The organism is Oceanospirillum linum (assembly GCF_001995095.2).
GTDB lineage: Bacteria > Pseudomonadota > Gammaproteobacteria > Pseudomonadales > Halomonadaceae > Oceanospirillum > Oceanospirillum linum.
In genome coordinates, this window is record NZ_MTSD02000005.1 from 1 (window position 1) to 26,129 (window position 26,129).

Consider the following 26,129-nt stretch of genomic DNA (forward strand, 5'->3'; position numbering starts at 1 on the left):
CGACAATAGCGTGTAGGAACCACCTGACTCCTTTCCGAACTCAGAAGTGAAACTGCTCAGCGCCGATGGTAGTGTGGGGTCTCCCCATGTGAGAGTAGGACATCGTCAAGCGCCTTATACTGGCTGATTGTGTAAATAGTACACAGACAGCCCAAAAGAACCCCGCTTCATTGAAGCGGGGTTTTTTTATGCCCGGGATTTAGGTCTTGGCATGGGCCGGATATGTCTGGATAAGGGTTGTATGGAGGAGTAAAGAAAGAGTGGGTAAGTAAGATGGCGGGGCAATGACGCCCCGTGGTAACGGGCGCTGAGCTCAGAACAGCAATGTTTTGGATGCTTGTGTAAAGGTAGAAACAGATAAGAGTGGGACTGATGTTTTCGCATCCCAAAAGTTATGCCCTCTAGATTGGCTGGTTCTTCTTAGGTAGTCTGATCTTAACCGTCAGCCCTCCTCCTGAAGTTTGTTGAAGTAGTAAGGTTCCATTATGTCGCTCAGTAATGCGTTTAACAATGGAAAGCCCAAGCCCTGCGCCGCTTTCATGGCCAGAACGGTAGAACCTTTCTGTCAGCCGTTTAAGGTCAGCTTGCTCAACCCCGGAGCCATGGTCAGTAACAGTGAGGACAAAATATTTTTTTTGGTTTTCTAAGAAAAGCTCTATATGACCTTTTACTGGTGAAAATTTGACAGCGTTGCTGATCAGATTTTGCAGTAAAACATCGAGCATTCCTTCCTCAATATAAGCTTCCCACAGGCATGCCTCGTCTGCTTCAAGGCTGAGTTCAATCTTTTTTTTCCAGGCTATGGGCATAAGTTCGGCTAGATTACTGCGGGTTTCTTTTAACAGGTCAATGCTTACCCTCCTTTGAAGACTAATTCCAGGGTCTAGTCTGGCAAGAGTAAGCAGTTGAGAAACAATGCGCGTAGAACGGTCTACAGCCAAGTTTAGCTGCTTAAGCGAGGCTTTTTGCTGGCTTTCTGATTCTGCCTGTAAAGCATTATCGGCATGTATTTTCTGAACGGCCAATGGTGTTCTTAGCTCGTGCGCTGCATCGGCTATTAAACGCTGCTCTCTGGCTATAAGCGTCTCTGTTTCGCTTAGAAGTCGGTTTAATGCTTCCTGTATAGGCTGTAATTCAGAGGGTGGTGCTTTGAGTCGTATCGGTTTGAGATTGTCAGGTGCTCGTCCTTCTATTAGCCGGGTGAGCTCTTTTAATGGTGAAAGTCCCCAGTTAATTGCACTCCATAAAAGAAGGGCAAGTACCGGTATACCAATAAGCTCGGGGATAAGGGTCTGAATAACAACCTTTTCAACAAGCTCTCCACGCACATCTTTCCGCTCAGCAACACTCACTACAAATGGAAAACTGGAGGCGTGTGTTTTCAATGTGAATGTAATCCATTGATGGTCCTTATAGGTCATTTTACTGAAACCGACTTCTTCAGAAGCCATAGGTTTTTCCGGGCTCGAAGGTGAGCGAATAATAACCTGATGGCCGTGTCTTACCTGGTAAGATATTTTGCTTTCATATTTATGTCCTTCTGATCCGGTTTCCTCGAGAAGGGCTGCTTCAAATGCCTTTTGCAGTTGTTGCTCATCTCTGTTGTTAAGCTGTGTATCGTGGATTCCCAAAACCAATGCTTGCAGAAGACGGGCATTTTGAGCCAGGCGGGCATCAAAGATTTCTTCAATCTCATGGCTCGCGTCTTTAAAGCTTACGTATCCTATTAAGCTGCTCATGGTCATCAGCAAAAGTAAAACAAACAGCAGTGTTCGTTTAGTAATTGACGCAGGTAGCATTTATGCCTCTGTTTTATCAATGACGTATCCGATGCCTCTCAAGGTTCGAATCAGTTTTGGAAAAAGCTTTTTTCGCAGGTGATGAATATGGACTTCCATTGCGTTGCTTTCTACATCTTCATCCCACCCATAAAGCAGTTGCTGGAGTCTGTCCCGTGTAAACACATGACTGGGCTGACTCATCATCTCATAGAGCAGTGTGTACTCACGCCGGGTTAAGGTAATTATATTCCCGTTATAAAGCACCTGCTGACTGGCTGGGTTGATTTCTATATCTCTCAGGGTGATTGTCGGTTGAGTACGTCCAGAGCTACGTCGCTGTAGAGCGCGAATGCGAGCTTTTAACTCTGTCATGTCAAAAGGTTTGACCAGGTAGTCATCTGCGCCGCTGTCAAGGCCGTTTATCCTATCCTGTACGGCATCTCTTGCTGTTAGGATGAGAACAGGGATGTCTTTGCCCTGAGTCCGAATCTGTCTTAAAACGGATAAGCCATCCAGCCGAGGCAAACCAAGATCAAGTACTGCCAGATCAAAATAATCCGTTTCAAGTGCTTGTAGTGCCTGAAGTCCATCTGTAAGCCAGTCAACAGTGTAGCCCTCAGCTTTAAGCGCTTGCTGCAAACCTGACCCTAAACCCGAATCATCTTCCACCAGAAGAACACGCATATAGGTTCCTTAACTTAAAATATGCTTACAGAAGTTTGTTTACCTGACCGATAAACTGTTGAGGCCTCAGCTCGCCCTGCACTCTGGCTGGGGTGAGTTCTTGTCCATTTGCTTTATAGAAGAGTAAGCTCGGTGGTCCAAAGAGTCCATGCTGTTGGAGAAAGGTGCTCTGCTCGGGAGTGTTAGCGGTCATATTCAGCTGGATAAAGGTGACTTTTTCACGAAAAGCCTGAACACCTGGATGACTAAAGACTTCCCGTTCCATCGCCTTACAGCTGGCACACCAGTCGGCATAGAGATCAATAACAACCGGTACGCCGGCAGCACTGGCTGTTTGGATAGCGGCCTGCATGCTTTGAACCGAATCATAACGGGTAAACAAAGGATTTTCATGTTCAGGCTCTGATTGAGCTGATGCAGAAACGAATGCAAGAGGCTTTAAAGGATCATCATGGCCTGCAAGACCAGCCAGAAGCAGGGTGATGCCATAGGTCATCAGAGCTATGGCGAGTCCGCGGCGGGTTTTCTCCCAGTGGCTAAGGGATTCAGGTTGCCCGAAATTACCGAGATGTGCGGCATACACAATGACCAGTAGCGACCATAGCAGAATGCTCACATTACCCGGTAGCAGGCGTCCCAGAAGACTGACAGCAACACCTAATAGCAGAACCCCGAAGAAGGCTTTCACTTCCACCATCCAGCCGCCAGCTCTGGGTAGCCATTTGCCGCCGCCTGCACCAACCAGAATGAGTGGTACACCCATGCCGAGACTTAGTGCAAACAAAGATGCACCGCCCAGTAAAGCATCCCCAGTGGTGCTGATATAAACCAGTGCTCCTGCTAATGGCGCTGATACACAAGGCGATACCACAAGAGCAGATATCAGCCCCATTAGTGCAACACCGGTATATTTTCCACCGCTGCTGTTCTGTCCCATATGGTCTAACCGGTCACGTAGAAATGCTGGTAGTTGGAGCTCATAAAAACCGAACATTGCCATCGCCAGAGCGGCGAAGAGTGATGAGAATATGATCAGTGCCACAGGACTTTGCAGTGAAGCCTGAAGATTCATCTTAGCGCCAAAATATCCCACCAGAACACCCGCTAGAGTATAGGTCAGTGACATACCCAATACATAGGCGGTTGATAAGCCGATACCCTTGCGCAGAGTGATATTAGCACCCTGACCGGCAATGATACCTGCGAGAATAGGGATCATTGGTAGCACACAGGGAGTAAACGTCAGGCCTAAACCCAGTATAAAAAAGGTGAGTATCACCCAGTACCCCTCAGCGCTGGCCAGCATCGCAGCAATGGCCCCGGCATCTTCGGCAACGGCCAGGGATTGATCACTTGCAGGAATAGATCGGCTGTTCACAGATACCGTAGAGTTTGAGTCCGTAACGGCAATAGGTTGAATGGTTAGCGTTTTTCTCTGAGGCGGATAGCACAGGCCATTTTCAGAGCAGCCCTGATAACTCAGTTGCAGTTGCAGTTGCTTGCTGTCTGGCAAGGCTTCTATATCAAGTTGGTGATGAAAAACCTGAACCAGACCAAAGTTCGGATCATTTTTCTCTTCAGCCTGGGTCAGAAATACAACAGCACTTAATGTCTGCTTGTTTTCGTTGATTAGTTTAAGACGCTTTTCATACAGATAGTACCCATCTGCAATATCCCAGTGAAGCTTTAGGGTTCCATCGCTTAGTTGCTTATAGCTAAACCTGAATGCTTGCTCAGGCGGAAGAAATTCATCTTCCTGTGTAGCCCCCTCCGCAATAGCACTCAAACTGAGACCGGTAAGTACTGCTATAAAAATGAAAGTAAGCAGTTGCTTTAATCCGGGTCGCAGGCTTAAACAGTAATTCTGAGACATGAGTGTATCCTCGCTAATCCCTTGAAGTGTTTCCGGCCATTTTCTGTCAGGAAACTTAAGGTTTGCTTAAGCAGTTGCTCTGCTCGCTTAAGAAAATCTTAAGTTTTCTAAGGGAAGATGCTTATCAGTCGATGACCAATCGAAGAACCAGGGAGTCCGGATATGTCTTTTTCGTTTAAAAAACAGCTTGTAGCAGCAGGTATAACGTTAACTGTTTTAGGCACTCAGGCTGTGGCATCAGAGTTACAGCCTGTTCAACAAGCTCAATTGGCACCCATGGCCAAGGTCAGCCTTCCTGATGTTAACGGGGGGGCGGCATCACTTTCTGACTTTAAAGGAAAGGTTGTTCTGGTTGATTTCTGGGCTTCCTGGTGTGGCCCATGCCGTCAGTCGTTTCCCTGGATGAATCAACTTCAGGAAACGTATCGGGCTGAAGGGCTGGAGGTTGTTGCGATCAATCTCGACCATGAGGCCGGGTTGGCTAAAGAATTTCTTCAGGATCTGCCCGTTCAGTTTACTGTTCTTCTGGATACCGATGCACAGCTGCCTGAGGAATATGGCGTGATAGGCATGCCATCAAGCTACCTTATTGACCGAAATGGAAAGATTCGGGCGCAGCATATTGGTTTTCATAGTGACCGAGTAAAAGCCTATGAAGACAACATCAAAGTACTACTGGCTGAATGAGGCGAATGGCGATGACAAAAGTAATGCTTATATCAGCCCTGATGAGCAGTATGCTGCTTGCTGGCTGTTCTGGTCTTGGAGTTAAGCCTTGGGAGCGCGGTGTTTTGGCGAAAGAAGAGATGCAGTTGATTTCTGACGCCGTTGAAGCAGGTCTGGATGATCATATCTATTTCAGTAAAGAAGCGACCAGTGGCGGACGTGGATTCGGAGGTGGTGGCTGTGGCTGTAACTAAACAAAAAGATGTGACCCAGGGTGATGGTACGCTGAAGACGATGTTGGCATCGGCTGGCTGTGCTTTATTGGCGGGTTTACCGACTCAGGCTCAGGCCGCTGAGTTGGATAACTGGGATTTTGATACCGCAGCTTTGATCTATGCTGAAAGTGATAGCCGTGTTAGTGCGTTTGAGCCTGTGGTCAGTGCTACACGAAACTTCGATAGCGAAACGAAGCTAAACCTGAAGTTTGCTTTTGATACCCTGACGGGGGCATCTCCAAATGGCGCTACCTCTTCTGCTCAGGCTCAAACCTTTGCCCGGCCATCCGGTAATGGACGCTATACGACAGATGCCGGTGCTCAGCCTCTTGATGACACTTTCCGGGATTCACGAGCGGCTTTCTCGGCAAGCTGGTCTGCTCCCATTAATCGAGACTGGGCCTATAGTGCAGGTGGCTATCTGTCCTCTGAGCATGATTACCAGTCATTAGGTGTTAATGGTACAGTTTCTCGTTACCTGAACCAGAAAAATACAACTCTGACCTTTGGGCTCAATCTATCGGCAGACAGCCTGAATCCGGAAGGAGGGCTACCTGTAGGGCTTAGCCGTACTCCGGTTCCGGATAGCGCAACGTTCACGACTGATCTGAATAACAGTCGAGATGGTTCGTCTGACGATAAGCAGGTTGTTGATGTTGTTCTTGGCCTGACCCAGGTGATCGACCGAAAAACACTGATGCAGTTGAATTATGCGTTGAGTTCCGGTTCCGGTTATCTGAATGATCCCTATAAGATCGTATCAGTTATCGATAGCAATGCGGGGGGAAATTACGGTGGTAACTTTATAAAGGATGGAGCCAATCTCTATCTTTATGAAAAACGTCCCGACTCACGTCTCAAACATGCACTTTTCTGGCAGGGTAAACGTCAACTGGATAATGGCGATATTGTCGATCTTAGCTATCGCTTTATGTTCGATGATTGGGGGGTAAACTCTCATACTGTTGATCTTAAATATCGCTGGGATCTTGGTAAGCATTATATCGAGCCGCAGTTGCGTTGGTATACCCAAACCGCTGCTGATTTCTATAAGCGTTACGTGACGTCAAGTGACTACCCATCTCTGGATGAGGTCAGTGCGGATTATCGCCTGGGTGACCTGGACACCTATACTCTGGGTTTTCGCTATGGCTACCGAATGAGTCAGAACTCAGAGTTGTATACTCGGATCTCTTTTTATCAGCAAAGTAGCTCCGGTGATAATGGCTTTGGAGGGCTGACAGATCAGGAACTTTATCCGGATACAGCAGCGACTATGGTCACGGTTGGGTATCGGTTCTGATAAGGGTTTTATGCGTCAAAGGGGGAAGCTTTGCTTCCCCTGAATGATGGACGAGCTTTGTCTATGACACTTCGAGTGTTTCTCAATGATCATCCAGTTTACGCTTAGTGTAGATATCGTAACGGCTTGATTTCCCTTCAAGAGCATAGGTCGGTGCTACGCCGTTAATGGCCGGTGCTTTTCGTGGTCGTTTGACAACAACCCGGTGAGAGGCGAGATCCATGGCGACAGCAAGCAGTTGATCATCGTCGGTATCAAATCCTACCAGCTGATGAAACAGCTTCATTTCCTTCTTTACCGACGCGCTTTTTTCCCGTGATGGGAATATAGGATCAAGGTAGATAACCTGTGGTGAGAATCCTGTTGCAGTAATTGCCTGCGCCATACTATCCGTTGAGTTACCAGGAACCAGCTGCATACGGGAGGCAATCTCAGATGTTTCCGGATCTGATAACGCACGACTCAACCCATTCTCTAATAATGCAGCGACCACCGGATGCCGCTCCATCAAAAGCATGTCACACCCCAACCCTGCCAGAACAAAAGCATCGCCTCCCAAGCCGGCTGTTGCATCGAGCACTCGAGGTTTAATACCTGACTTAAGGCCAACAGCTTTAGCGATTAGCTGACTTTTGCCTCCGCCATACTGACGGCGATGAGCTGCTTTACCTGAGGCGAATTCTACCTGAATGGGCTTAGGTGCTTTTTTACCTGTTTCACCAAGAGATATACCCTGGTCTCCGATCTGTAAAATGAGCGCACCAGCCTCTCCGGGGAGCTCAGTGACCAGCTCTGCTGATAGGTGTTCGGGTAATGGGTTGCTAAGTAGCTGTTCAGCCTGAGATCGGTATGTGTCCTGCTGAAGATAGATATAAAGCGGTGTCACCAAATTTGAATCAGACATAGCAATAACTCAGAGTTAGACAAAAAATACCAGCAGGACAGTACCTAAAATAAGGCGATATATCACGAAAGGTAGCATACCGATCCGGTCCAGCAGGTGCAGAAAGATGTGGATACAAGCAAGGGCGGCACCGAAAGCGATCAGGCCGCCAACCAGAGTATGACCGATCTGAGCTTCAGTACCGGTCTGATATAGCTCGGCACCTTTCAGCAAGCCTGCAGCCATAATTAAAGGAATCGACAGTAAAAAACTGAACCGGGCCGCTGTCTTTCGATTCAATCCGAGCATTAGTCCTGCTGTGATAGTGATGCCGGAACGTGATGTTCCCGGTATCAGAGCCAGTGTCTGTGCCAGACCGATCCAGATTGCATCTTTTATGGTGAAGTCACTCTCCCCACGTTTGCGAGATCCCCTGATATCGGCCCACCAGAGCAGAACACCAAAAAGCAGTGTTGTAACGGCGATAATCCAGGTGGCCCGAAGGCTTTGCTCTATAACGCCATTGAACAGTTCACCCATGATACATGCTGGTATCGTGGCAAAAATTACCCCCCATGCCATCAGGCTCTGTTGGCTTCTCTGTTGTTGAAATACACTGGCAAACCAAGCTTTTGTCATTTGACAAATATCACGGTAGAAATAAAGCATAACGGCCAATAAAGTGCCGACATGGACAGCAACATCAAAAGCCAAGCCCTGGTCAGCCCAGCCGAACAGCTGGGAAGGTAGGATGAGATGTCCGGAGCTTGAAATCGGTAAAAACTCGGTCAGCCCCTGTAAAAGAGCTAGAAATGTAACCTGGAACCAATCCACAAATGTCAGTCCTTTTGCTGGGGCACCCTTTCACTGTGTGCTATACAAACAATTCTGATAGCTCCGGCTTAAGAGAACATTAAGCGATTACGGGTCTATGTTCGCTTATGGGGCCCTTCACCTTTTTTAAACGCTACATTATCCCGCAGATAAACAGGTATCGCGTCTTCAGCAGAAACTGTTTTATTCTGTTGCCAGTAAAGTTCCGCCAGACGAGCAATATCACCGGCTTTTGGCAGAAGGTCAGGATAGGTTTGCTGCACGAGGCTTTGCATAACCGGTGAGAACTGATCCAGCAGTTGCCAGCCACTACCTGCTCCCACCCAGTCTGCATCAGCGATAGGTTTCACCAGAGATACCTGATCCGGGGCGATGACTTCTGGCTGGGTTATACAATCAAAACCATTGCCGTTCCAGTGATAAGCGGCCCAGTAAACTTCCCCCATACGAGCATCAAGGGAAGAAATAATGTAGTGAGCAAATCGCTCCCGGAAAAGAGTAAACGCCATGGTTTCGAGCGTTGTGACAGGGATCACCGGCAGATCCGCACCAAAGGCCAGCCCCTGAGTTACCCCTGTTGCAATGCGTAAGCCCGTAAAAGAGCCCGGGCCATTGGCGAATGCGATAGCATCCAGCTGCTGAAGCTTAATACCTGCGTCGGCCAGGATCTCCTCCACCATAGGTAACAACAGCTGGGTGTGTTTGCGGGGTTGAAGCTGAAAATTCTCCACAACCTGATCGCCCAGTTTCAGGGCTACCGAGCAAGCTTCTGTTGACGTATCGAGCGCGAGAATGCGTACCATCTGTTATCTGCCTAAGAACAAAAAGGCAATTATACGCATTCCCTTGGCATGAGCGAAATGTAAATGGGGCCTTAAATCATACTGTCATAGCCTGAAATAAAGCAATCCGGTACATAAACGGACAGTACTGCAGCCGCTAGCGTTAGCCAAAGCTGAGTAGAGCCAGAATGTTACTCCTAGTGTCCGTGAAACTGACTTACGCGGTGGAATATATGGTTATCGCAGCGGTGGCAACGTTCAATCGGGCGTGTGTGGGTCACAACAACGATTTTGTCGCACTCCGTACAGCTAAAGGTACCGGCAGTTGCCAGTTCACCTTCAATATAGGTTCCGGGATCACTTTCCAGTTTTTGCGCGAGCTCTAATTGGTCGATACGGGTTTTATCTGCAACCGATTGAAGTGCGCGGGCCAAAGACAGCTCCAGTGTTGACAGGTCGATATTCAGCCACTCACCTAATCCACGACCGGTTGAGCTGACAAAATGCCCCAGATCCTGAAGATCCCGGTTTAACCAAACGGTCAGCAGAGACACTTCATCTTTGGTCAGTCGCTCCAGATCCTGCTCGAATTCCACCGCATCGCGGATCTCCTTCTCCAGGGTTTCCAGTGTGTTGTGCTCGGCTTCTGCCAGACGCTTTTCAATACGGGCCAGTGCATTATCGTAATGGCGGGCCAGTTTTTTATTGCTGTCTGAGTGGTTTTCTTTTGGTAAATCTGACATAACGTCTCCTTGATCGGGAAAGACAGAGCATGATTCCGGTGAAGAGATCACAGGTGCACCCATCACCCTGTTATTTTTGAGTATTTACTATCCAGTAGCAAGAGTCATGGATCAGGATCAGTAAAAACGGATGATAAGAAATTTCTTTTCTTAATCCCTGATTCCTAAGGGTTAAGCATCTATTTTCTCCCTGTAGCCCCTACCTGTAATCCAGTCACTAGGGTAGAATCAGGGGTTTAACGAAAACGCTACTTCTTTCTAGACCCTATTTGTTAACCCTTCCGGGCCCCCGGAACTGGCAAGGTAACCAAGCGATAATGGACGTTCAGTACACTCCTCACAAGATCGAACAGGAAGCACAGGCTTTCTGGGAAAAAAATCAATGCTTTAAAGCCGTAGAAGACGCAAACCGTGAAAAATTCTACTGCTTGTCTATGTTCCCGTACCCAAGCGGTCGTCTGCATATGGGTCACGTGCGTAACTACACCATTGGTGATGTACTGTCCCGTTATCAGCGACTACGTGGCAAAAACGTGCTACAGCCTATGGGTTGGGATGCGTTTGGTCTGCCCGCAGAAAACGCCGCCATTAAAAACAACGTAGCTCCAGCCAAATGGACCTACGAAAACATCGATTATATGCGTGACCAGCTGAAGCAACTGGGTTTTGCTTACGACTGGGATCGTGAAATTGCGACTTGCCACCCGGAATACTATCGCTGGGAGCAGTGGTTCTTCACCCGCCTGTTCGAAAAGGGTCTGGTTTACAAAAAAACCTCTGCTGTGAACTGGTGTCCGCACGATATGACCGTTCTGGCCAACGAGCAGGTGATTGATGGTGGCTGCTGGCGCTGTGGCACTGAAGTTGAGCGTCGTGAGATTCCACAATGGTTCCTGAAGATTACCGATTACGCCGATCAGCTGCTGGATGACCTGGACAAGGTCGACTGGCCCGAGCAGGTTAAAACCATGCAGCGCAACTGGATTGGTAAATCCCGTGGTGTTGAACTGCGTTTCGGCCTGAAAGACCGTAGCGAAGAGCTGGAAGTGTTTACGACGCGTCCGGACACTCTGATGGGGGTGACCTATGTGGCCGTTGCGGCTCAGCATCCGCTGTCTCTGGAAGCGGCCCAGACAAATCCTGAGCTGGCAGCTTTCGTTGAAGAATGCAAACACACCAAGGTTGCTGAAGCGGATATGGCAACCATGGAGAAGAAGGGGATGCCAACTGGCTTTACAGCCCTTCATCCACTGACCGGCCGTGAAGTGCCCGTCATGGTGGCTAACTTCGTTCTGATGGATTACGGCTCAGGTGCTGTTATGGCGGTTCCGGGCCATGACCAGAGGGATTGGGAGTTTGCTACCAAATACGGCCTGCTGATTGAGCAGGTGATTGCCGCTGCTGAAGGTGATGAAGCGGATCTGTCTAAAGAAGCCTACACCGAAAAAGGTACGCTGATTAACTCCGGTGAGTTTGACGGTCTCGGCTTTGAAGCCGCTTTTGATGCTATCGCTGCCAAGCTGGAAAGCGAAGGCAAAGGTAAGATCACCATCAACTATCGCCTGCGCGATTGGGGTGTCTCCCGCCAGCGTTACTGGGGTGCGCCAATACCAATGATTCATTGTGACACTTGCGGCGATGTTGCTGTCCCGGAAGACCAACTGCCGGTAGTACTGCCGGAAGATGTGGATTTTGATGGCGTTGGTTCTCCCATCAAGAAGATGCCGGAATTCTACGAAACGACCTGTCCGAAGTGTGGCGGTGCAGCAACCCGAGAAACCGATACCTTCGACACCTTTATGGAGTCTTCCTGGTACTACGCCCGCTACGCCTGCCGTAACCAGAGCGAAGCGATGCTGGATTCTGAAGCGGATTACTGGACGCCGGTAAACCACTACATCGGTGGTATCGAGCACGCCATTCTGCACCTGCTGTACAGCCGCTTCTACCACAAGCTGCTGCGTGACGAAGGTCTGGTCAACTCTGATGAGCCGTTCCAGCGCCTGCTGACCCAGGGCATGGTTCTGAAAGACGGCAGCAAGATGTCCAAGTCCAAGGGCAACACCGTTGACCCTCAGGAACTGATTCAGAAGTATGGTGCGGATACCGTGCGTCTGTTTATTATGTTTGCTGCGCCTCCTGAGCAATCTCTGGAGTGGTCTGACTCCGGCGTTGAAGGTGCCAACCGTTTTCTGAAACGTCTTTGGAAAATGGTACAGAGTCATGTTGATGCCGGGCCTGCTCCTGAGCTGAATCCGGCTACACTTAACGACAAGCAAAAAGAGCTGCGTCGTAAGACCCATGAGACCATTGCTAAGATTAGTGATGATATGGAGCGTCGTCTGACCTTTAACACGGCGATTGCTGCGGTTATGGAGCTGACTAACGCCATTACTAAAGTGAACGACGATAGTTCTGAAATGCGCGCTGTTCAGCATGAAGCGATTGAGGCCTGTGTTGTGATGCTGTCCCCTATGGTGCCACATATTGCTCATAACTTATGGCAGGTACTGGGACATGATGATGCTGTCATTGACGCCCAATGGCCACAAGTCGATCAGGATGCTCTGGCCCGTGACTCGATTCAGATGGTTGTTCAGGTTAACGGTAAAGTGCGCAGCAAAATTGATGTTGCTGCTGATGCATCAAAAGAGTCTGTTGAAGCGATTGCTAAATCTGATGAGAAGGTCGTTAAGTTCCTGGACGGTCTTACGATACGTAAGGTGATTGTTGTACCAGGCAAACTGGTTAATATCGTAGCGAACTAATCTGATTCCAGGGTTCACTACACTAAAACAGGCACGGCTTAGCCCGTGCCTGTTTTTTTCAAATATTGCTTTTTTATTTAACTCTACCAATCAGACGGAATGCAGATGACGTTGCCAAAGACAAAACCTTTGTCTAGTTTTAGGTGGTTAGGCGCAGCAATACTGGCAATACTGATCAGTGGCTGCGGTTTTCAGCTGAGAGAAACGGCTGGCTTTCCAGTGGCGCTTTCTCCGTTGTATCTCTCTGAACAATCTTCTGTTTTCTATAATACCCTGGCTACCCAGCTGGCCCAGGGTGACGTGGCTTTACTGAAAGATAAAGAGGGAGCCCGCTGGCAGCTCTGGCTCAGTGAGGTTCGTCATCAGAGACGGCAGATAACCTTTAACTCTGATGCAAATAGTTATGATCTTTATGCTGAAGTGAGCTTTCAGCTACTGAATGCAGAGGGCAAGCCGGTTACCTCTCAGCGCACATTAAAAACCAGTCGCAGTTACACCAGTAGTGATAGCCTTTACAGTGAAGCCAGTGATTTGGCTTCATTACGTTTTGAAATGGAGCGTTATCTTGCGCAGCGTGTCGCTCGACAGTTAAGCCATACTGATCTGCCTGCGGATCAGCATGCTGCTGGTGACAGTCAACAACCATGAAAGTTTTTGCGGATAAGCTTGGCGAACAGTTGAAAAAGGGGCTTCAGCCGATCTATCTGATATCCGGTGATGAACCCCTGCAGATGCGGGAAGCATCGGATGCCGTTCGAACTGCTGCCCGTCAGGCAGGAGCTGAGGAGCGGGAGGTGCATCATGTGGATAATAGTTTCAGTTGGAGCACTCTGCTGGAATCCAACGCCAGTATGAGTCTGTTCTCCAGTCATAAGCTTATTGAGCTTCACATTCCCAGCGGAAAACCGGGCCAGGAAGGCAGTCAGGCGTTGCAGGCCTATGCTCAGGAAATTTCGGATAATCGGGGCAGAAGTGATAATACGCTGATGATTCTCTCCGGTAAGCTAGAAGGCTCGTCCACTAACAGTAAATGGTTTAAAGCCCTGGATGCTGTCGGTATCTTTGTTCCTGTCTGGCCGTTGGATCAGCAACGCCTGCCAGGCTGGATCACTCATCGCTTGAGAGCCGCCGGGTTTCATCCTACTCCGGAAGCTGTTGCGCTTTTGGCACAGCGGGTTGAAGGTAACCTTATGGCCTGTGATCAGGAGATTCAGAAGCTTCGTCTGGCTTATCCTGATCAGGATCAATTGGATGATGAAGCAATTCTGGCCGCTGTACATGATAGCTCTCGTTACGATGTTTTTAATCTGACAGATGCATTATTAAATGCAGACCCTGTGCGTACCAGCAAGATTCTTGCCGGGCTGCAGGGGGAAGGGCTGGAGCCACCGATTATTCTCTGGGGAATTACCCGGGAGCTGCGTCAGTTAGTCAATCTGAAACATAGGGTTGATCAGGGGCAGTCTTTTGATCGTATCTGCCGTGACTTGAGAATCTGGGATAAACGTAAACCTATTTATCAGAAAGCTCTGAAAACCCACAGCCGTAAGCAGCTGCACCAGTTGATTTTGATGGCTGAACAGGCAGACCGCAGAATTAAAGGTATTGAGAAAGGAAAAAGTTGGCCTTTACTAAGCCAGTTGTGTTTGAAGTTTAGTGGGTTAGATACTCTTTAGTACAGCGGCCCGGTCTGTACAGGGCTTCTCTGCAGGTGTTGTGTTATTTGATCGCCGGGCCAGAAAGCTTGTGCGCAGATATTTTTTGCGGTTGGTCGCTTTTAAAACCCGGCTTTGGAATTATCTAGCTGATTCAGGCTACTTCGCCAGAATCATCAATGACATTACTTTTACGGGTTAGGTGTTTAAAAATTCCGATCAGGCTGATACCGATCCAGAAAAATTCAATAATGACTGAAGATAAGTTCCAGTTAAAAAGCAGAGATATCAGCAAAAGAATTGCACCGGTCAGGTTTAGCAGTGAATATCGGATATCGCGGCTGTAAAGGCGCTCTGTCTGCAGCAGATAAAATGCCAATACAACCATAAAAACCCCAATATTACCAATAAGGTCAAACCACGTATAACTCATCATTTTTGCCTCTTTTCATGACAAATGCTCAGTCTGAAAAACAGCAGACCGAAAAAAAGCCTCCGTTCGCATATGCGTCAGGAGGCTTTTACATGTTATATCTGAGGCCCGGAACGATTGCAATAATCAGCGATCATGATTATTAATCAGCATCAACTCCTGCTAATGCTTCAGCTAACTGCAGAGGCTCAACCTCCAGACCGTCAAGTTCAGTATTCCAATTGGCTCCTACCAGAACACCATCGCTGTCCAGTTCCGGCAGCCACTCCTGTACAAAGCTCTCGATCTCTACTTTACTGATTTGGTAATCTGCCCACTCTTCAACACAGTGCGCTTCAGCATCTTCTTTTTCAGACCAGAACGGGATGACATCGGTATCTTCAAACTCCTGGGAGTCCACCACAACCCAGCCATCCTCCGACTCAATACCCCAAAGCTCCCCATTGAAGCGAATTTCTTCAATAAAGAGCGAGTAGTTGTCATCAATATTATCTGTCAGGCGTGTCATAATAGGGTCACCAAATCAAATCAGGTTAAAGCACAGACCTTGTCAGGAACTGCTCCCGCGCTAAAGGCATTAGCGGCATAGTTCAGAACCTCCGCTTTCAGGACTGTCAGGTTAGCACGGCCAACAGGAATTGCTATCCAAGATAGGTCAATTTTAGTAAAAACCGGAATTTCACTGCGATCGACTTGACCTCCATCGCCCTAAATTGGAATATGGCGCGCTTTGACCCTGTTAAGCTTATAATTTAACTTCTCTACTTTCTGGCATACGTATCTATCATGGCGAAATTTACACCTGCAGCGCATCTTATCTGCCCACTGGATCAACAACCCCTGGCCCTGGACGGAGGAAGCCTGAAGTGTCTTGGTGGGCACAGTTTTGATATCGCCAAACAAGGGTATGTTAATCTGCTACCGGTACAGAAAAAGAAATCAAAAGATCCCGGTGACAGTAAAGAGATGATCCAGGCCCGCCAGCGTTTTTTGCAGGCAGGTTTGTATCAACCTATATCAGATCAGCTGAACCAGCTCGTTAGTGAGCAACTTGAGCTCTCAGGTACCGATGGTGTGACTATTCTGGATGCCGGTTGCGGCGAGGGTTACTACCTGAGCCGGCTGGCAACAGAAAACCAGCTGACAGGGATGGATCAGGTTGAGTTGCTGGGTGTGGATATATCTAAATGGGGCGTTCAGGCCGCCACCAAGTATCAGTTGCCGATTACCTGGGTTGTAGGCTCCAATGCTCAGCTACCGATTGAAAGTGCGACTGTTGATCTGATTATTTGTATGTTTGGCTTCTGGCAACCTGAGTGGTTTACGAAAGTTCTGAAGCCTGGCGGTAAAATAATCCTGGCCGAGTCTGGTATGGATCACCTCATGGAGCTACGGGAAATTATATACAAGGAAGTACATAGAAAAGATGTACCGTCTTTGAAGCATGCGGAAGACGCAGGTCTGAAACTGGTTGATCAGAAAAAAATAGAGTTTAAGCCACAAACTCTGAACAAGGCGCAGATCCGGGATCTTTTAGTCATGACTCCTCATCTGTATCGGGCTAACTATGAAGGTAAGCAAAGCGCTCAGCAGCTGGAAAAGCTCGACCTGACGGCTCAGGTGATCTTTCGGGTACTGGAGTTTAACCCTCGGCCAGATAAGGTTTAATTGGATACTAACCAGTAGCGTAAGCCGGTTGATTTTAGGAAATCTTCTGCATGGGGGCCCTGTAACAGAGCTAAAGTGGCAATCAGGCCGCTCTGTGCACAACTTGGTGCTGCAACTGTCACTGAGCGAGGGGCATTATCAACTGGCCAGCCGGTTTTAGGATTCAGTACGTGACTGTAACGCACACCGTCTTTCAGTAGAAAACGCCGACTGTCTCCGGATGTTGCAAGCCCGCCACCAGAGAGACTGAGCAGAGCGAGTGAGTTCTTTTCCGTGTCCGGCCGCTCAATTGCGACTTTCCAGGATTCTTCACTTAAGCGCAGACCACTACAAGCCATATCTCCCCCTAGGTTGACCAGAGCGGAAACTGGGGTTTCATCGGCTTGAGCTTCGGCAAGCATTAACCCTAAGGCGCGATCAACGGCATACTCTTTACCGATGCCGCCAAAATCTAACTCCATATCTTCTGGTAAAAGCAGTTCAGCTTTGTCACCGGTTTTACGATAGTCCAGCTTAAACCATCCGATCCGGGGTAAAAGTTGGTCAAGGTCTGCCTGAGAAGGAGGCTGGCTTTTGCCATCAAAAGACCAGACGCTCCGTAATACGCCAGATGTCAGGTCAAAAAGACCGTCGGAAATCTGCCAGCCCTGGTCTGCAAACGCCAGTAGCCGATAGGTTTCCTCATCAATGTTCTGCCAGCGACCTGTCTGTTGGTGAATGCGGGTAAAGGTGTTGCTATCCTGATAGCGGCTATATTTTTGCTCAATACGCCAGACTTCGCGAACCGCAATATCTGCCAGATGTTTGGCAAAACCGATTCTTTCCTCTGGAAGATCAATCAGGAGCTCACAGTCACTGGCCATCGCCTGAAATGTGATCTGGAAAAAACTCTGGCGAAATTCCAAGTGTGGATTAGGGTGGATAGGATGATAAATAGGCAGCTGTTGCATATGATCCATTATTCCAAAACGTCCTTTTAGCAATATAGCTTAAGTATGCGGGATAAGAGAAATATCTGGAATCAAAAAGCAGAGTTAGTCCATATTGGCTGTATTGTTGAATGACTCATTCATGACTCCTGATGAGCAAACTCTGAGTATGAGTTTCAGCCTGAGCTGGTAGCGAAAATACAATAACGCCGGAGGATGCTAACACAGCCTTTTGTTAAAGAACGCCATGCTGTGTCAGCTTAATGTTGCTCCGGGTAAGCGGAGGGGTGTTCGTTTTAAAATAATCGTGGGTGACTTTAGACGATTTAATCATCCTGTTTTTTTATGGCATGTTTCGGCTGATGGGTAAGTAAGCGAATACTATGTCTTAAAGCGGGATCAAACAGGGGGCGGCACTGTACTGAAAACCACTCCAGACTGCTACCAAATGTAAGATGGCCGCCTTCATCACTTTGTAGGTAGTCCAGTGACAGCAGTAACTCTGCCAGTTGATGGAACAGGGGTTTGTGGAAGTATTCCGGTGCATTCAGGCCGTGCAGAATGGAAAGTCGCTGCGCCAGTACCTGGCATTCCGTTGTCAGAGCCTCTGTTGTGAAGCTGCCGCTGCCAAAGTGCAATAGCAGCGCGACCATAAGGTAGCCTCGTTCCAGGCTGGGCTGAATAGGACGTGCCATAAGTGTTAGCAGGGTGCCCTGTTCCTGATATGGACTGACCCGTACCAGATATTTACCGTCGTCAATCAGTAGCTTCTGCTCGGTAAAGAAATGAATAATGGCATCGATTTGGTGATGAAGATCATCACCCTGCCAGGGAAGATACAGTTCCCGATGAATGAAAGGGTAGAGCGTGCTAAGTAGCTCATGGAGCTGATTGCGGGTGTACTGGTTTTGTTGGTTAAAGCAGAAAGCCACCAGGGAGGGTAGGGCAAACAGATGCAGTATGTTATTGCGATACCAGGTCATCAATAGTGCCTGTTGCTCATTAAGCTGCAGCAGGTCGCCATAGGTGTGCGGTAACCGGGTGATAAGCTCCAGCTTCTCAGCCTCTGCAATCAGGTGTTCGCTGGTTTGGTGATTTACAGGTGCATCGCCTTTGTGCCTCAGTTGATTGTGTAGCTTCTGGCTGAAGTGAATAAAGTGGCTTAGGTTGCTGGATTCAAGTGTAAAGCTTGGAGCTGTCAATAACCCTAGGGCACACAGGTTTGCGCCATTCAATGTTGCTGTATTGTTGATGCCGGTAGCGACCTCATGGGACAGTGCTCGCACGGCAGTAGGGAGCCACTTAGGTTTATCACTGGACTCATAGTTCTCATGCCAACAGGGAGCAACCTGGTCGAGGGTTTTTTTAAGATCAATAGGGTCACCAAAAGCGAGGCTGACTTTACCGAAGTGCTCTTTTAGTGTTTTGGCTGCTTTCAGAAGCCCCAGAATCGATTCACCCTTTTTAGCTTTACCACGCAGTTCACCCAGGTAGGTTCGCCCTTCAACTACTTTTTCATAGCCAATATACACCGGAATCAGCCGGATCTGCCGATGAGGGTTACGCAGATAACCCTGAACTGTCATCGATAGCATACCGGGCTTGGGTTGCAGTGTTCTGCCGGTGCGGCTTCGACCACCCTCCACAAAGTATTCCGTGGAATACCCTTTGTTCAGCAAGAGGAAAAGGTATTCAGAGAATACGGCGGCGTAGAGAGGGTTGTCACGAAAGCTACGGCGGATAAAGAAAGCACCACCGCGACGCAGGAGAGAGCCTACAACCGGCAGGTTCAGGTTAATACCGGCAGCGACATGGGGGGCGTCAGGCCATGGTTGTAGAGCGCATAAGAAAGCAGCAGGTAATCCATGTGGCTACGGTGGCAGGGGACGTAAACCACAGTACTGTGCTTTGCGGTTTCCTGTACCTGCTCAATATTGTGAATCTGCACACCATCATACAGGCGGTTCCAGAGCCAGCTGAGCAGCACATCAAACATTTTTTGTGTGCTGTAAGAGACATTAGCTACAATTTCATCAGCATACTTCTCTGCTTTATCACGAGCCTTCTGGCTGCTTATCTGATGCTCTCCGGGCTGAGTTGCCTCATGAATTGCGGCCTGTATACCCGGGCTGCGTATCAGCTGCCTGATCAGTTGTTTCCGATCCGGAAGTTCAGGCCCGGTGACACTGATTCGGGTTTGGCGAAAATGTACGCGCAGTAATCGGGCTGTTTTACGTACATGCTGATTGATGAGAGTGGACTTGGGACTGGTGGCGATTAACTCCCTGAGGGATACCGGTTCAGCAAAGTGCACCAGTGTATGGCGACCATGGAACAGAATAGCAGCCAGGCGTTGCAGGCTTTGTCGCACAGAGCCCCTTTGATCAGAGAAACGGTTAAGCCAATGTGTTTCCTGCCCCGGAGCCCGCCCCCAGAAAATAGTGACAGGTATCAGCTGAATGTCATGATCAGGGTTTTCCAGTAAGTAAGCCATGATGCGAGCCAGTCGTGGCGAAACAGTGTGCTCTGCAACCCCTTTCAGGCCGTAATAGTGGTTATGCAGCGCAATATAGGAAACGGGCTCTTCCGGCTGTTCGCTGGCCTGCTCTGACCAGGGGAGTTTGTAGTGGCGTGTTATGTGGCTCAGCAGCAGGCGATCAGAGAGGCTCTTATTTCCCAAAGCATAGAAATAAGAATCGTTATTATTATCTGCCTGAGGTAAATTACGGTGGAAGCTAATACGAACGAACAGCAGCATCAGGCGCTCGGTCAGCACCATCAGTATTCTGGCAAGACGGTTTATCAGGCGGTCTGCTCGTTGTTTGATGCGAGCCGGGTAAATCATAGTTGGCATCTTCCTGTTGTTATTCTGTGATATGTGCCCTGTAGCGTGTTGTGCTGATACCGCCACCTAGCTTAAACAGATTATAACTGATTAGGCGCACCAAGCTTGAATTGGAGATACAAAGTTTGTTTTCGGGCTATGGGGCGGCTTTTCAATATTTGCTACTCATTACATGAAGTAGCCCACCCGGATTAAATGGGAGTTTTGACTTGAAATCTGAGTCGATCAAAACAGATAACACCGTTGAATTATGTACGATGTCTGATGACAGTGCCGGCTCTCTTATGCAGCAGGAGATTACTCCGCAATCCCTTTGGCAGGTCATCAGGCAACATAAAAAATCCCTGATATTGGCGAACCTGATCGCGATTGCAGCGACGTTATTCAGTGTACCTTTACCGCTTTTGATCCCTCTGCTTGTGGATGAGGTATTACTCAACCAGCCCGGGCAGATTACAGCAACGATTAATGATCTTTTGCCCCAGGACTGGCAGTTGCCTGCGGCTTATATTGTTGTGGTTCTTGTGGCGACGGTTTTGATGCGTGCAGCGGCCTTGGTGCTGAATGTTTGGCAGACCCGTCAATTCACTCTGATCTCAAAAGAGATTGTGTTTATGCTGCGAAAGCGCCTGCTGGGCCATCTGCAGCGGATCTCTATGTCAGAATATGAGCATCTTGGAGCCGGTTCTGTGGCCTCTCATCTGGTGACGGACGTTGACACGATTGACCGCTTCATCAGTAGCTCTGTCAGTCGCTTTGTAGTGGCTTTTCTTTCACTGATAGGTGCCGCAGTGATTCTTTTCTGGATGCACTGGCAGCTGGCGCTTTTTATTTTACTGCTTAACCCGGTTGTGGTTTGGGTAACTATGCGGCTGGGAAAACATGTGAAGCGACTGAAGAAGACACAAAATACCGCCTTTGAAGCCTTCCAGTCAGCTTTGGGAGAAACGTTAGATGTTGTGCAGCAACTGAGAAGCAGTAATCGTGAAGAACATTACATCAAGCGCCTGGTACGCAAGGCGTTTGATGTTAAAGAGCACTCCGCCAACTTTGAATGGAAAAGCGATGCTGTCAGCCGGTTGAGTTTTCTGGTCTTTCTTTTTGGTTTCGATATATTCCGCGCACTTTCGATGCTAATGGTGCTTTATTCGGATCTTTCAGTTGGGCAAATGCTGGCAGTATTTGGGTATCTTTGGTTTATGATGGGCCCGGTACAGGAGGTATTGGGGATTCAGTATGCCTGGTTTGCTGCCAAAGCGGCTACTGGCCGTCTTAATGATTTGTTGAAGTTGCAGCAGGAGCCTGACTACCCTGAAGTGAATGACCCTTTTTCCGGCAAGGTAACAACCGGTATTAGTATTAGAGACCTGCATCTGAGGTATGGCGATAATGAGCCTGTGCTTCGGGGCGTGAATCTTGATATTCATCCCGGTGAAAAGGTTGCTTTGGTAGGGACCAGTGGTGGTGGGAAGTCAACATTGGTACAGGCTCTTCTGGGGTTGTATCAGCCTGAGTCCGGTCAGGTATTTTACGATGATGCCCCTATTGAGACTATTGGGCTGTTGCCGGTACGCAATCATGTCGCGACGGTGTTGCAACACCCAGCCATGTTTAATGGCACGGTCAGAGATAATCTTACACTGGGGCGTGAACAATCCGATCAGAAGCTTTGGCAGGCACTGGAGATCGCTCAGCTGAAATCCTTTGTTGAGCAACTGGAGGGTGGGCTGGATACCTTGGTTGGACAGAAAGGGTTACGTCTATCCGGGGGACAGAAACAACGATTGGCAATTGCCCGTATGATACTGACTGATCCGAAAGTGGTGATCCTGGATGAGGCTACCTCAGCATTGGATACGGAAACCGAGGCCCGTCTGCATGAGGCTATGGCGGCGTTTCTGAAGGAGCGCACCACACTTATTATCGCCCACCGGTTAAGCGCAGTGAAGCAAGCAGACCGGGTTTATGTCTTTGATGATGGGAGAATCATTGAGGAGGGGCGTCATGATGAGCTGCTGAAACAGCAAGGGGTCTACCATAAGCTTTATGGCCAGCGTCAGCAGCATTGATCAGGGTGGGTGGCTGATACAAAAATAGGTGACAGAAAAGAGCAGAGGTAATGAGGCCTCGCTCTTTTTTGTGCGTTGTTAAAGGCTCAATCTGAGACCGGCCGGTTTATTTACGCTTACCGCTGCGGCGGTTTTTCCCTTGACCGCCTTTGCCATTGCCGCTTTTACCCGCGCTGCCCTTTGCACCCTTTTTGCCAGGAAAAGAGGAAGGCTTTTCTGCTGGTGCGTGGAACAGCAGATAGAGGTCCACCAGAATTTCTGGTAGCTGAGCTGCTAAACGGTTCGTCGTGTCCAGGTCGGCAACAATATCGTCAAGTTCCTCATCCGGGAACAGACAGGAGATTGCCATAAAGGGCAGCAGCAGTTCTGCGGCATCCTGTTCATGCTGCCCAAACCATACTTCCTCGCGCATCATGACAGCCTCAACAAAACCGGCGCACCATGCACTGATTTCGCTATCATCCAGTACTTCGTCTTGCTCCAGCTCCGGCTCAAAAGGCAGCTCGATGGTTTGGCCACGGTACAGTACAGTACGGGTATGTTCCAGCATGCTTTCCAGCCAGCCGATGACGGTTTCTTCGTTAAATGCTCCGGAGTCTGAGCTGGAGAACTTTGGCATGCCGTTAAACGCAACCGGTAGCCACTCACCGGTTGGGACCGGGTCTGGGCATACCGCCAGCGCTACCATAAAACCATGCAGGCCGATAATGTCCAGTGCTTCAGGGTCAACCTGATCTGATTCCAGAAAATCATACAGCTGATCCAGGGTAGCATCATCGATAACGGCTACTGGGATAGACTCTTCTTTCATAACTACCTCTGAACTGGGAGGTCCGGTAAAAAGCTTCTGCGTAAAATATAGAGCTCAGACCCAGGACCATTAAATGACGCCCATTGTACCAATGTCATAGATGACCGCTAGCAGGCAATTGAGATTTTATCGACAAGCTGCGACCATTTTATGTTTCTTCAGAAAATAGCTATGGCCAAGGATACTGTGTGCAAGCAGAAATATTATTGAAAAAACACTCTCGGGCATTGCCGGTATGCCCCGACCCAGGAGATAAAGTTCAGGCGGAAGTTGCGCTGCGTTTTGGTCTGATCTATTGGATGGAAAAGGTGGAAACCTACTTCGGGAAAACTTATCCGTTGCCAGAGCTGGACCTGAGCCTGAGAGGAAAGTGTGCCGGACAGGCTTATCTTCAGCTCTGGAAGCTCAGATTCAATTTAGCCCTTATGTCAGAAAACTATCAGGATTTTATGCTCAATGTAGTACCGCATGAGTTGGCGCACTTGGTTGCTTTTCGTGAGTTTGGACATCGGATTAAACCCCATGGACGGGAGTGGCAGGCTGTTATGGAGCAGGTATTAGGAGTCCCTGCTAAAACAACCCATCAATATGATGTGACTAAAACTGCGAAACAGAATTATATCTATCACTGTGGTTGTCCTGGGCGGGCCCATGGGTTGACGATTCGTCGTCACAATAAAATTGCTCAGGGAATCAAGTATTTATGCCGTACTTGCCGGAAAGAGCTGACCTTTAAAGAAGAAAGGAAGCCGGAAAGCAACGCCTGAAACTTATCGAGCCCATTTGTACGGGCCGTTATCACGGCCAGCTTTGCCCTTTCAAGCAGATGACTTTATGACCCGAAAGTCGAATGAAAGCTTGTTGTGCACCTGCGAGAAAATGAAACCGGAAATGGCTATATGGTCACAAAAGAAAAATACATTTATAAGTAGTTGATTTTTAAGGAAAAAATAGTGCTACCAAGGTCTAATGTTTTCACGTCTCTCAGCCCAGTATAACTTTGCATCGAATATGTATTCCGGGTGGGGTTATTTTTTTAAACCTCCGCATCATAAAAATAAAGCGCCCGGAACTTCTTTTCTTCACAGGCACAGAGGCAGGATTTAGATGAGCGAACAACAAAAAGTGTACCCAGTTCCAGCAGACGTGGCTTCAAATGCTTTGATCAATAAGGCGAAGTATGAAGAGATGTATAAACAGTCTGTTGAACAGCCAGATGCATTCTGGGCTGAACACGGTCAGCGCATTGACTGGATGAAGCCTTTCAGCAAAGTTAAGAATGTAAGCTTTGATACTCACAATGTTGATATCAACTGGTTTGAAGATGGTACCCTGAATGCCAGCGCTAACTGTCTGGATCGCCACCTGGAAACCCGCGGTGATCAGGTTGCTATTATCTGGGAGGGTGACAACCCTGAGCAATCTGAGAATATTACTTATCGTGACTTGTACACCCGTGTATGTAAGTTCTCGAACGCACTGAAAAGTCAGGGTGTTCGTAAAGGGGATGTGGTGACTATCTATATGCCTATGATCCCCGAGGCGGCTGTTGCGATGCTGGCCTGTGCCCGTATCGGTGCCGTTCACTCCGTTGTATTTGGTGGCTTCTCCCCCGATGCAATTGCCGGGCGTATCATTAACTCTGACTCCCGTATTGTGATCACTGCTGATCAGGGGCGTCGGGGTGGTAAAGCGGTTCCTCTGAAAGAAAATGTGGATGAAGCGCTGACTAACCCACAAGTTAAGACCGTTGAAAAAGTCGTTGTGGTGCAATGCACCGGCGGCGATATTGCATGGCATGATCACCGGGATGTCTGGTATCACGACATCTATGAAGGGGCTTCTGATATTTGTCCTCCGGAGGAGATGGGGGCAGAAGATCCTCTGTTTATTCTGTACACCTCCGGCTCCACCGGTGCGCCTAAAGGCCTCAAGCATACGACCGGTGGTTACATGGTCTGCGCATCCATGACTCACCAATATATCTTTGATTACAAAGAGGGTGATGTTTACTGGTGTACCGCTGATGTAGGCTGGATTACAGGTCATAGTTATATTGTTTACGGCCCACTTGCGAATGGTGCGACCACGCTGATGTTTGAAGGCGTGCCTTCATATCCATCTCACAGCCGCTTTGGTGATGTGGTTGATAAACACAACGTCAATATTTTATACACGGCACCGACTGCAGTTCGTGCATTAATGGCCCAGGGCGATGACGTTATGGGCGATAGTAAGCGTGATTCTTTACGTCTGCTGGGTTCTGTGGGTGAGCCTATTAACCCTGAAGCCTGGGAGTGGTATCACAAAAATATCGGTAACGGTAACTGCCCAATTGTTGATACCTGGTGGCAGACCGAAACCGGTGGGATTCTGATCTCTCCTCTGCCGGGAGCAACGGATTTGAAACCGGGCTCTGCAACACTGCCGTTCTTTGGTGTTCAGCCTGCGTTGGTTGATGGTCAGGGAACTGAGCTGGAAGGCGCGACAGAGGGTGGTTTGATTCTCCAGGATAGCTGGCCGGGTCAGGCTCGTACTATCTGGGGTGATCATGAACGTTTCGTTCAGACTTATTTCAGCACTTATCCTGGTACATATTTTACTGGTGATGGCGCACGCCGTGATGAAGATGGTTATTTCTGGATTACCGGCCGTGTTGATGATGTTCTGAATGTATCCGGTCACCGTATGGGCACGGCTGAAATTGAAAGTGCTATGGTCGCACACAAAGATGTTGCCGAGGCTGCTGTTGTGGGCTATCCCCATGAGATTAAAGGTCAGGGTATCTACATTTACATTACATTGAATGATGGTGTTGATGAGTCTGAAGATCTGCGTAAAGAGCTGGTGAAATGGGTTCGTAAAGAGATCGGCCCAATTGCGACTCCTGATCTGATTCAGTTCTCCGATGGCCTGCCTAAAACACGTTCCGGCAAGATTATGCGCCGTATTCTGCGCAAGATTGCTGCGAATGAGTGTGATGGCTTAGGGGATACCTCAACGCTGGCTGATCCAGGTGTTGTCGATAATCTGATTGAGTCCCGCCTGAACCGTTAATCGCTTCGATTCACGACTTTTGTAGGCGAAAAGACGAAAAGCTCCCGTGTGATTAGCACATGGGAGTTTT

The 26,129-nt window shown here is 48.6% G+C and carries 22 protein-coding genes, 1 rRNA gene and 1 pseudogene; 11 read left to right on the forward strand and 13 right to left on the reverse strand.

What is annotated here, in order from left to right:
- A 5S ribosomal RNA gene (gene rrf, locus BTA35_RS11650) occupies positions 1-111 on the forward strand; the annotation flags it as partial.
- A 290-nt stretch (positions 112-401) separates the two neighbouring features.
- On the opposite strand, the gene BTA35_RS11655 is transcribed toward rrf, so the two are convergent.
- The 3 genes from BTA35_RS11655 to dsbD are packed head-to-tail and all read right to left on the reverse strand — an operon-like array spanning position 402 to position 4,338.
- Positions 402-1,799 carry an ATP-binding protein gene (locus tag BTA35_RS11655; protein WP_078320009.1) on the reverse strand — a complete coding sequence of 466 codons (1,398 nt, stop codon included), beginning with the start codon at positions 1,797-1,799 and terminating at the stop codon, positions 402-404.
- The gene (locus BTA35_RS11660; RefSeq protein WP_078320010.1) at positions 1,800-2,465 is read right to left on the reverse strand and encodes a response regulator; all 666 of its coding nucleotides are present in this window, start codon (positions 2,463-2,465) and stop codon (positions 1,800-1,802) included.
- Positions 2,466-2,490: 25 nt separating this feature from the next.
- Entirely contained in the window at positions 2,491-4,338 is a 1,848-nt protein-coding gene (gene dsbD, locus BTA35_RS11665) for a protein-disulfide reductase DsbD (protein WP_103989734.1), read from the reverse strand.
- A 162-nt stretch (positions 4,339-4,500) separates the two neighbouring features.
- Here dsbD and BTA35_RS11670 point away from each other — a divergent pair, with 162 nt between their 5' ends.
- The 3 genes from BTA35_RS11670 to BTA35_RS11680 are packed head-to-tail and all read left to right on the forward strand — an operon-like array spanning position 4,501 to position 6,582.
- Positions 4,501-5,025, forward strand: a complete 525-nt coding sequence (locus BTA35_RS11670) for a TlpA disulfide reductase family protein (RefSeq protein WP_139363658.1) — start codon at positions 4,501-4,503, stop codon at positions 5,023-5,025.
- An 11-nt stretch (positions 5,026-5,036) separates the two neighbouring features.
- Positions 5,037-5,258, forward strand: a complete 222-nt coding sequence (locus tag BTA35_RS11675) for a DUF4266 domain-containing protein (protein WP_238377579.1) — start codon at positions 5,037-5,039, stop codon at positions 5,256-5,258.
- Positions 5,245-6,582: a DUF3570 domain-containing protein gene (locus BTA35_RS11680; protein WP_238377580.1), complete on the forward strand. Its 1,338-nt coding sequence runs from the start codon at positions 5,245-5,247 to the stop codon at positions 6,580-6,582. The genes BTA35_RS11675 and BTA35_RS11680 overlap by 14 nt, the downstream gene beginning before the upstream one ends.
- Positions 6,583-6,664: 82 nt before the next feature.
- Here BTA35_RS11680 and BTA35_RS11685 read toward each other — a convergent pair whose 3' ends face one another.
- The 4 genes from BTA35_RS11685 to BTA35_RS11700 form a co-directional block, all read right to left on the reverse strand.
- Complete coding sequence (locus BTA35_RS11685; protein ID WP_078320013.1) at positions 6,665-7,486, reverse strand: class I SAM-dependent methyltransferase; 822 nt, start codon at positions 7,484-7,486, stop codon at positions 6,665-6,667.
- Positions 7,487-7,501: 15 nt separating this feature from the next.
- Complete coding sequence (locus tag BTA35_RS11690; RefSeq protein WP_078320014.1) at positions 7,502-8,299, reverse strand: undecaprenyl-diphosphate phosphatase; 798 nt, start codon at positions 8,297-8,299, stop codon at positions 7,502-7,504.
- A 95-nt stretch (positions 8,300-8,394) separates the two neighbouring features.
- Positions 8,395-9,102, reverse strand: a complete 708-nt coding sequence (tsaB, locus tag BTA35_RS11695) for a tRNA (adenosine(37)-N6)-threonylcarbamoyltransferase complex dimerization subunit type 1 TsaB (RefSeq protein WP_078320015.1) — start codon at positions 9,100-9,102, stop codon at positions 8,395-8,397.
- A gap of 176 nt (positions 9,103-9,278) precedes the next feature.
- On the reverse strand, positions 9,279-9,824 hold the full coding sequence (locus tag BTA35_RS11700; RefSeq protein ID WP_078320179.1) for a zinc ribbon-containing protein: 546 nt from the start codon (positions 9,822-9,824) through the stop codon (positions 9,279-9,281).
- Positions 9,825-10,141: 317 nt separating this feature from the next.
- On the opposite strand from BTA35_RS11700, the gene leuS reads away from it, so the two are divergent.
- The 3 genes from leuS to holA all read left to right on the forward strand — a co-directional run bounded on the left by leuS (position 10,142) and on the right by holA (position 14,268).
- On the forward strand, positions 10,142-12,592 hold the full coding sequence (gene leuS / locus BTA35_RS11705) for a leucine--tRNA ligase (RefSeq protein WP_078320016.1): 2,451 nt from the start codon (positions 10,142-10,144) through the stop codon (positions 12,590-12,592).
- A gap of 105 nt (positions 12,593-12,697) precedes the next feature.
- Positions 12,698-13,240, forward strand: coding sequence for an LPS-assembly lipoprotein LptE (locus BTA35_RS11710; protein WP_160055216.1), 543 nt, complete (start codon positions 12,698-12,700; stop codon positions 13,238-13,240).
- The gene (gene holA, locus BTA35_RS11715) at positions 13,237-14,268 is read left to right on the forward strand and encodes a DNA polymerase III subunit delta (protein ID WP_078320018.1); all 1,032 of its coding nucleotides are present in this window, start codon (positions 13,237-13,239) and stop codon (positions 14,266-14,268) included. The genes BTA35_RS11710 and holA overlap by 4 nt, the downstream gene beginning before the upstream one ends.
- 133 nt (positions 14,269-14,401) lie before the next feature.
- Here holA and BTA35_RS11720 read toward each other — a convergent pair whose 3' ends face one another.
- Both BTA35_RS11720 and BTA35_RS11725 read right to left on the reverse strand, forming a co-directional pair.
- Entirely contained in the window at positions 14,402-14,683 is a 282-nt protein-coding gene (locus BTA35_RS11720; RefSeq protein WP_202931247.1) for a CBU_0592 family membrane protein, read from the reverse strand.
- A gap of 139 nt (positions 14,684-14,822) precedes the next feature.
- Positions 14,823-15,188 (reverse strand): DUF2750 domain-containing protein, encoded by a 366-nt coding sequence (locus BTA35_RS11725; RefSeq protein ID WP_078320020.1) that lies wholly within the window; start codon positions 15,186-15,188, stop codon positions 14,823-14,825.
- A gap of 278 nt (positions 15,189-15,466) precedes the next feature.
- On the opposite strand from BTA35_RS11725, the gene BTA35_RS11730 reads away from it, so the two are divergent.
- Positions 15,467-16,348 carry a putative RNA methyltransferase gene (locus BTA35_RS11730; protein ID WP_078320021.1) on the forward strand — a complete coding sequence of 294 codons (882 nt, stop codon included), beginning with the start codon at positions 15,467-15,469 and terminating at the stop codon, positions 16,346-16,348.
- On the opposite strand, the gene BTA35_RS11735 is transcribed toward BTA35_RS11730, so the two are convergent.
- From BTA35_RS11735 to BTA35_RS11745, 3 genes and pseudogenes are all read right to left on the reverse strand, one after another.
- Positions 16,345-17,307 carry an FAD:protein FMN transferase gene (locus BTA35_RS11735; protein ID WP_238377581.1) on the reverse strand — a complete coding sequence of 321 codons (963 nt, stop codon included), beginning with the start codon at positions 17,305-17,307 and terminating at the stop codon, positions 16,345-16,347. The two genes, BTA35_RS11730 and BTA35_RS11735, sit on opposite strands and share 4 nt — an antisense overlap.
- Before the next feature lie 296 nt (positions 17,308-17,603).
- Entirely contained in the window at positions 17,604-18,872 is a 1,269-nt protein-coding gene (locus tag BTA35_RS11740; RefSeq protein WP_369126256.1) for a lysophospholipid acyltransferase family protein, read from the reverse strand.
- A pseudogene (locus BTA35_RS11745) lies at positions 18,861-20,131 on the reverse strand (1-acyl-sn-glycerol-3-phosphate acyltransferase); the annotation flags it as partial. The pseudogene BTA35_RS11745 and the gene BTA35_RS11740, both read right to left, overlap by 12 nt.
- 200 nt (positions 20,132-20,331) lie before the next feature.
- Between BTA35_RS11745 and BTA35_RS11750 the strand changes: the two are divergent.
- Positions 20,332-22,191: an ABC transporter ATP-binding protein gene (locus BTA35_RS11750; protein WP_338013011.1), complete on the forward strand. Its 1,860-nt coding sequence runs from the start codon at positions 20,332-20,334 to the stop codon at positions 22,189-22,191.
- Positions 22,192-22,297: 106 nt separating this feature from the next.
- Here BTA35_RS11750 and BTA35_RS11755 read toward each other — a convergent pair whose 3' ends face one another.
- Entirely contained in the window at positions 22,298-23,002 is a 705-nt protein-coding gene (locus tag BTA35_RS11755) for a YecA/YgfB family protein (protein ID WP_078320024.1), read from the reverse strand.
- 188 nt (positions 23,003-23,190) lie between these two features.
- Here BTA35_RS11755 and BTA35_RS11760 point away from each other — a divergent pair, with 188 nt between their 5' ends.
- Both BTA35_RS11760 and acs read left to right on the forward strand, forming a co-directional pair.
- Complete coding sequence (locus tag BTA35_RS11760; RefSeq protein WP_202931248.1) at positions 23,191-23,769, forward strand: SprT family zinc-dependent metalloprotease; 579 nt, start codon at positions 23,191-23,193, stop codon at positions 23,767-23,769.
- Positions 23,770-24,109: 340 nt separating this feature from the next.
- Positions 24,110-26,059 (forward strand): acetate--CoA ligase, encoded by a 1,950-nt coding sequence (acs, locus tag BTA35_RS11765; protein WP_078320025.1) that lies wholly within the window; start codon positions 24,110-24,112, stop codon positions 26,057-26,059.
- Positions 26,060-26,129: the final 70 nt, after the last annotated feature.

What these genes read in the sequence shown, in the direction of transcription:
- BTA35_RS11655 (WP_078320009.1), bottom strand. Translation starts at nt 1,799, where the DNA reads ATGCTACCTGCGTCAATTACTAAACGAACACTGCTGTTTGTTTTACTT.
- BTA35_RS11660 (WP_078320010.1), bottom strand. Translation starts at nt 2,465, where the DNA reads ATGCGTGTTCTTCTGGTGGAAGATGATTCGGGTTTAGGGTCAGGTTTG.
- dsbD (WP_103989734.1), bottom strand. Translation starts at nt 4,338, where the DNA reads ATGTCTCAGAATTACTGTTTAAGCCTGCGACCCGGATTAAAGCAACTG.
- BTA35_RS11670 (WP_139363658.1), top strand. Translation starts at nt 4,501, where the DNA reads ATGTCTTTTTCGTTTAAAAAACAGCTTGTAGCAGCAGGTATAACGTTA.
- BTA35_RS11675 (WP_238377579.1), top strand. Translation starts at nt 5,037, where the DNA reads ATGACAAAAGTAATGCTTATATCAGCCCTGATGAGCAGTATGCTGCTT.
- BTA35_RS11685 (WP_078320013.1), bottom strand. Translation starts at nt 7,486, where the DNA reads ATGTCTGATTCAAATTTGGTGACACCGCTTTATATCTATCTTCAGCAG.
- tsaB (WP_078320015.1), bottom strand. Translation starts at nt 9,102, where the DNA reads ATGGTACGCATTCTCGCGCTCGATACGTCAACAGAAGCTTGCTCGGTA.
- BTA35_RS11700 (WP_078320179.1), bottom strand. Translation starts at nt 9,824, where the DNA reads ATGTCAGATTTACCAAAAGAAAACCACTCAGACAGCAATAAAAAACTG.
- leuS (WP_078320016.1), top strand. Translation starts at nt 10,142, where the DNA reads ATGGACGTTCAGTACACTCCTCACAAGATCGAACAGGAAGCACAGGCT.
- BTA35_RS11710 (WP_160055216.1), top strand. Translation starts at nt 12,698, where the DNA reads ATGACGTTGCCAAAGACAAAACCTTTGTCTAGTTTTAGGTGGTTAGGC.
- holA (WP_078320018.1), top strand. Translation starts at nt 13,237, where the DNA reads ATGAAAGTTTTTGCGGATAAGCTTGGCGAACAGTTGAAAAAGGGGCTT.
- BTA35_RS11720 (WP_202931247.1), bottom strand. Translation starts at nt 14,683, where the DNA reads ATGATGAGTTATACGTGGTTTGACCTTATTGGTAATATTGGGGTTTTT.
- BTA35_RS11725 (WP_078320020.1), bottom strand. Translation starts at nt 15,188, where the DNA reads ATGACACGCCTGACAGATAATATTGATGACAACTACTCGCTCTTTATT.
- BTA35_RS11730 (WP_078320021.1), top strand. Translation starts at nt 15,467, where the DNA reads ATGGCGAAATTTACACCTGCAGCGCATCTTATCTGCCCACTGGATCAA.
- BTA35_RS11735 (WP_238377581.1), bottom strand. Translation starts at nt 17,307, where the DNA reads ATGGATCATATGCAACAGCTGCCTATTTATCATCCTATCCACCCTAAT.
- BTA35_RS11740 (WP_369126256.1), bottom strand. Translation starts at nt 18,872, where the DNA reads ATGCTATCGATGACAGTTCAGGGTTATCTGCGTAACCCTCATCGGCAG.
- BTA35_RS11755 (WP_078320024.1), bottom strand. Translation starts at nt 23,002, where the DNA reads ATGAAAGAAGAGTCTATCCCAGTAGCCGTTATCGATGATGCTACCCTG.
- acs (WP_078320025.1), top strand. Translation starts at nt 24,110, where the DNA reads ATGAGCGAACAACAAAAAGTGTACCCAGTTCCAGCAGACGTGGCTTCA.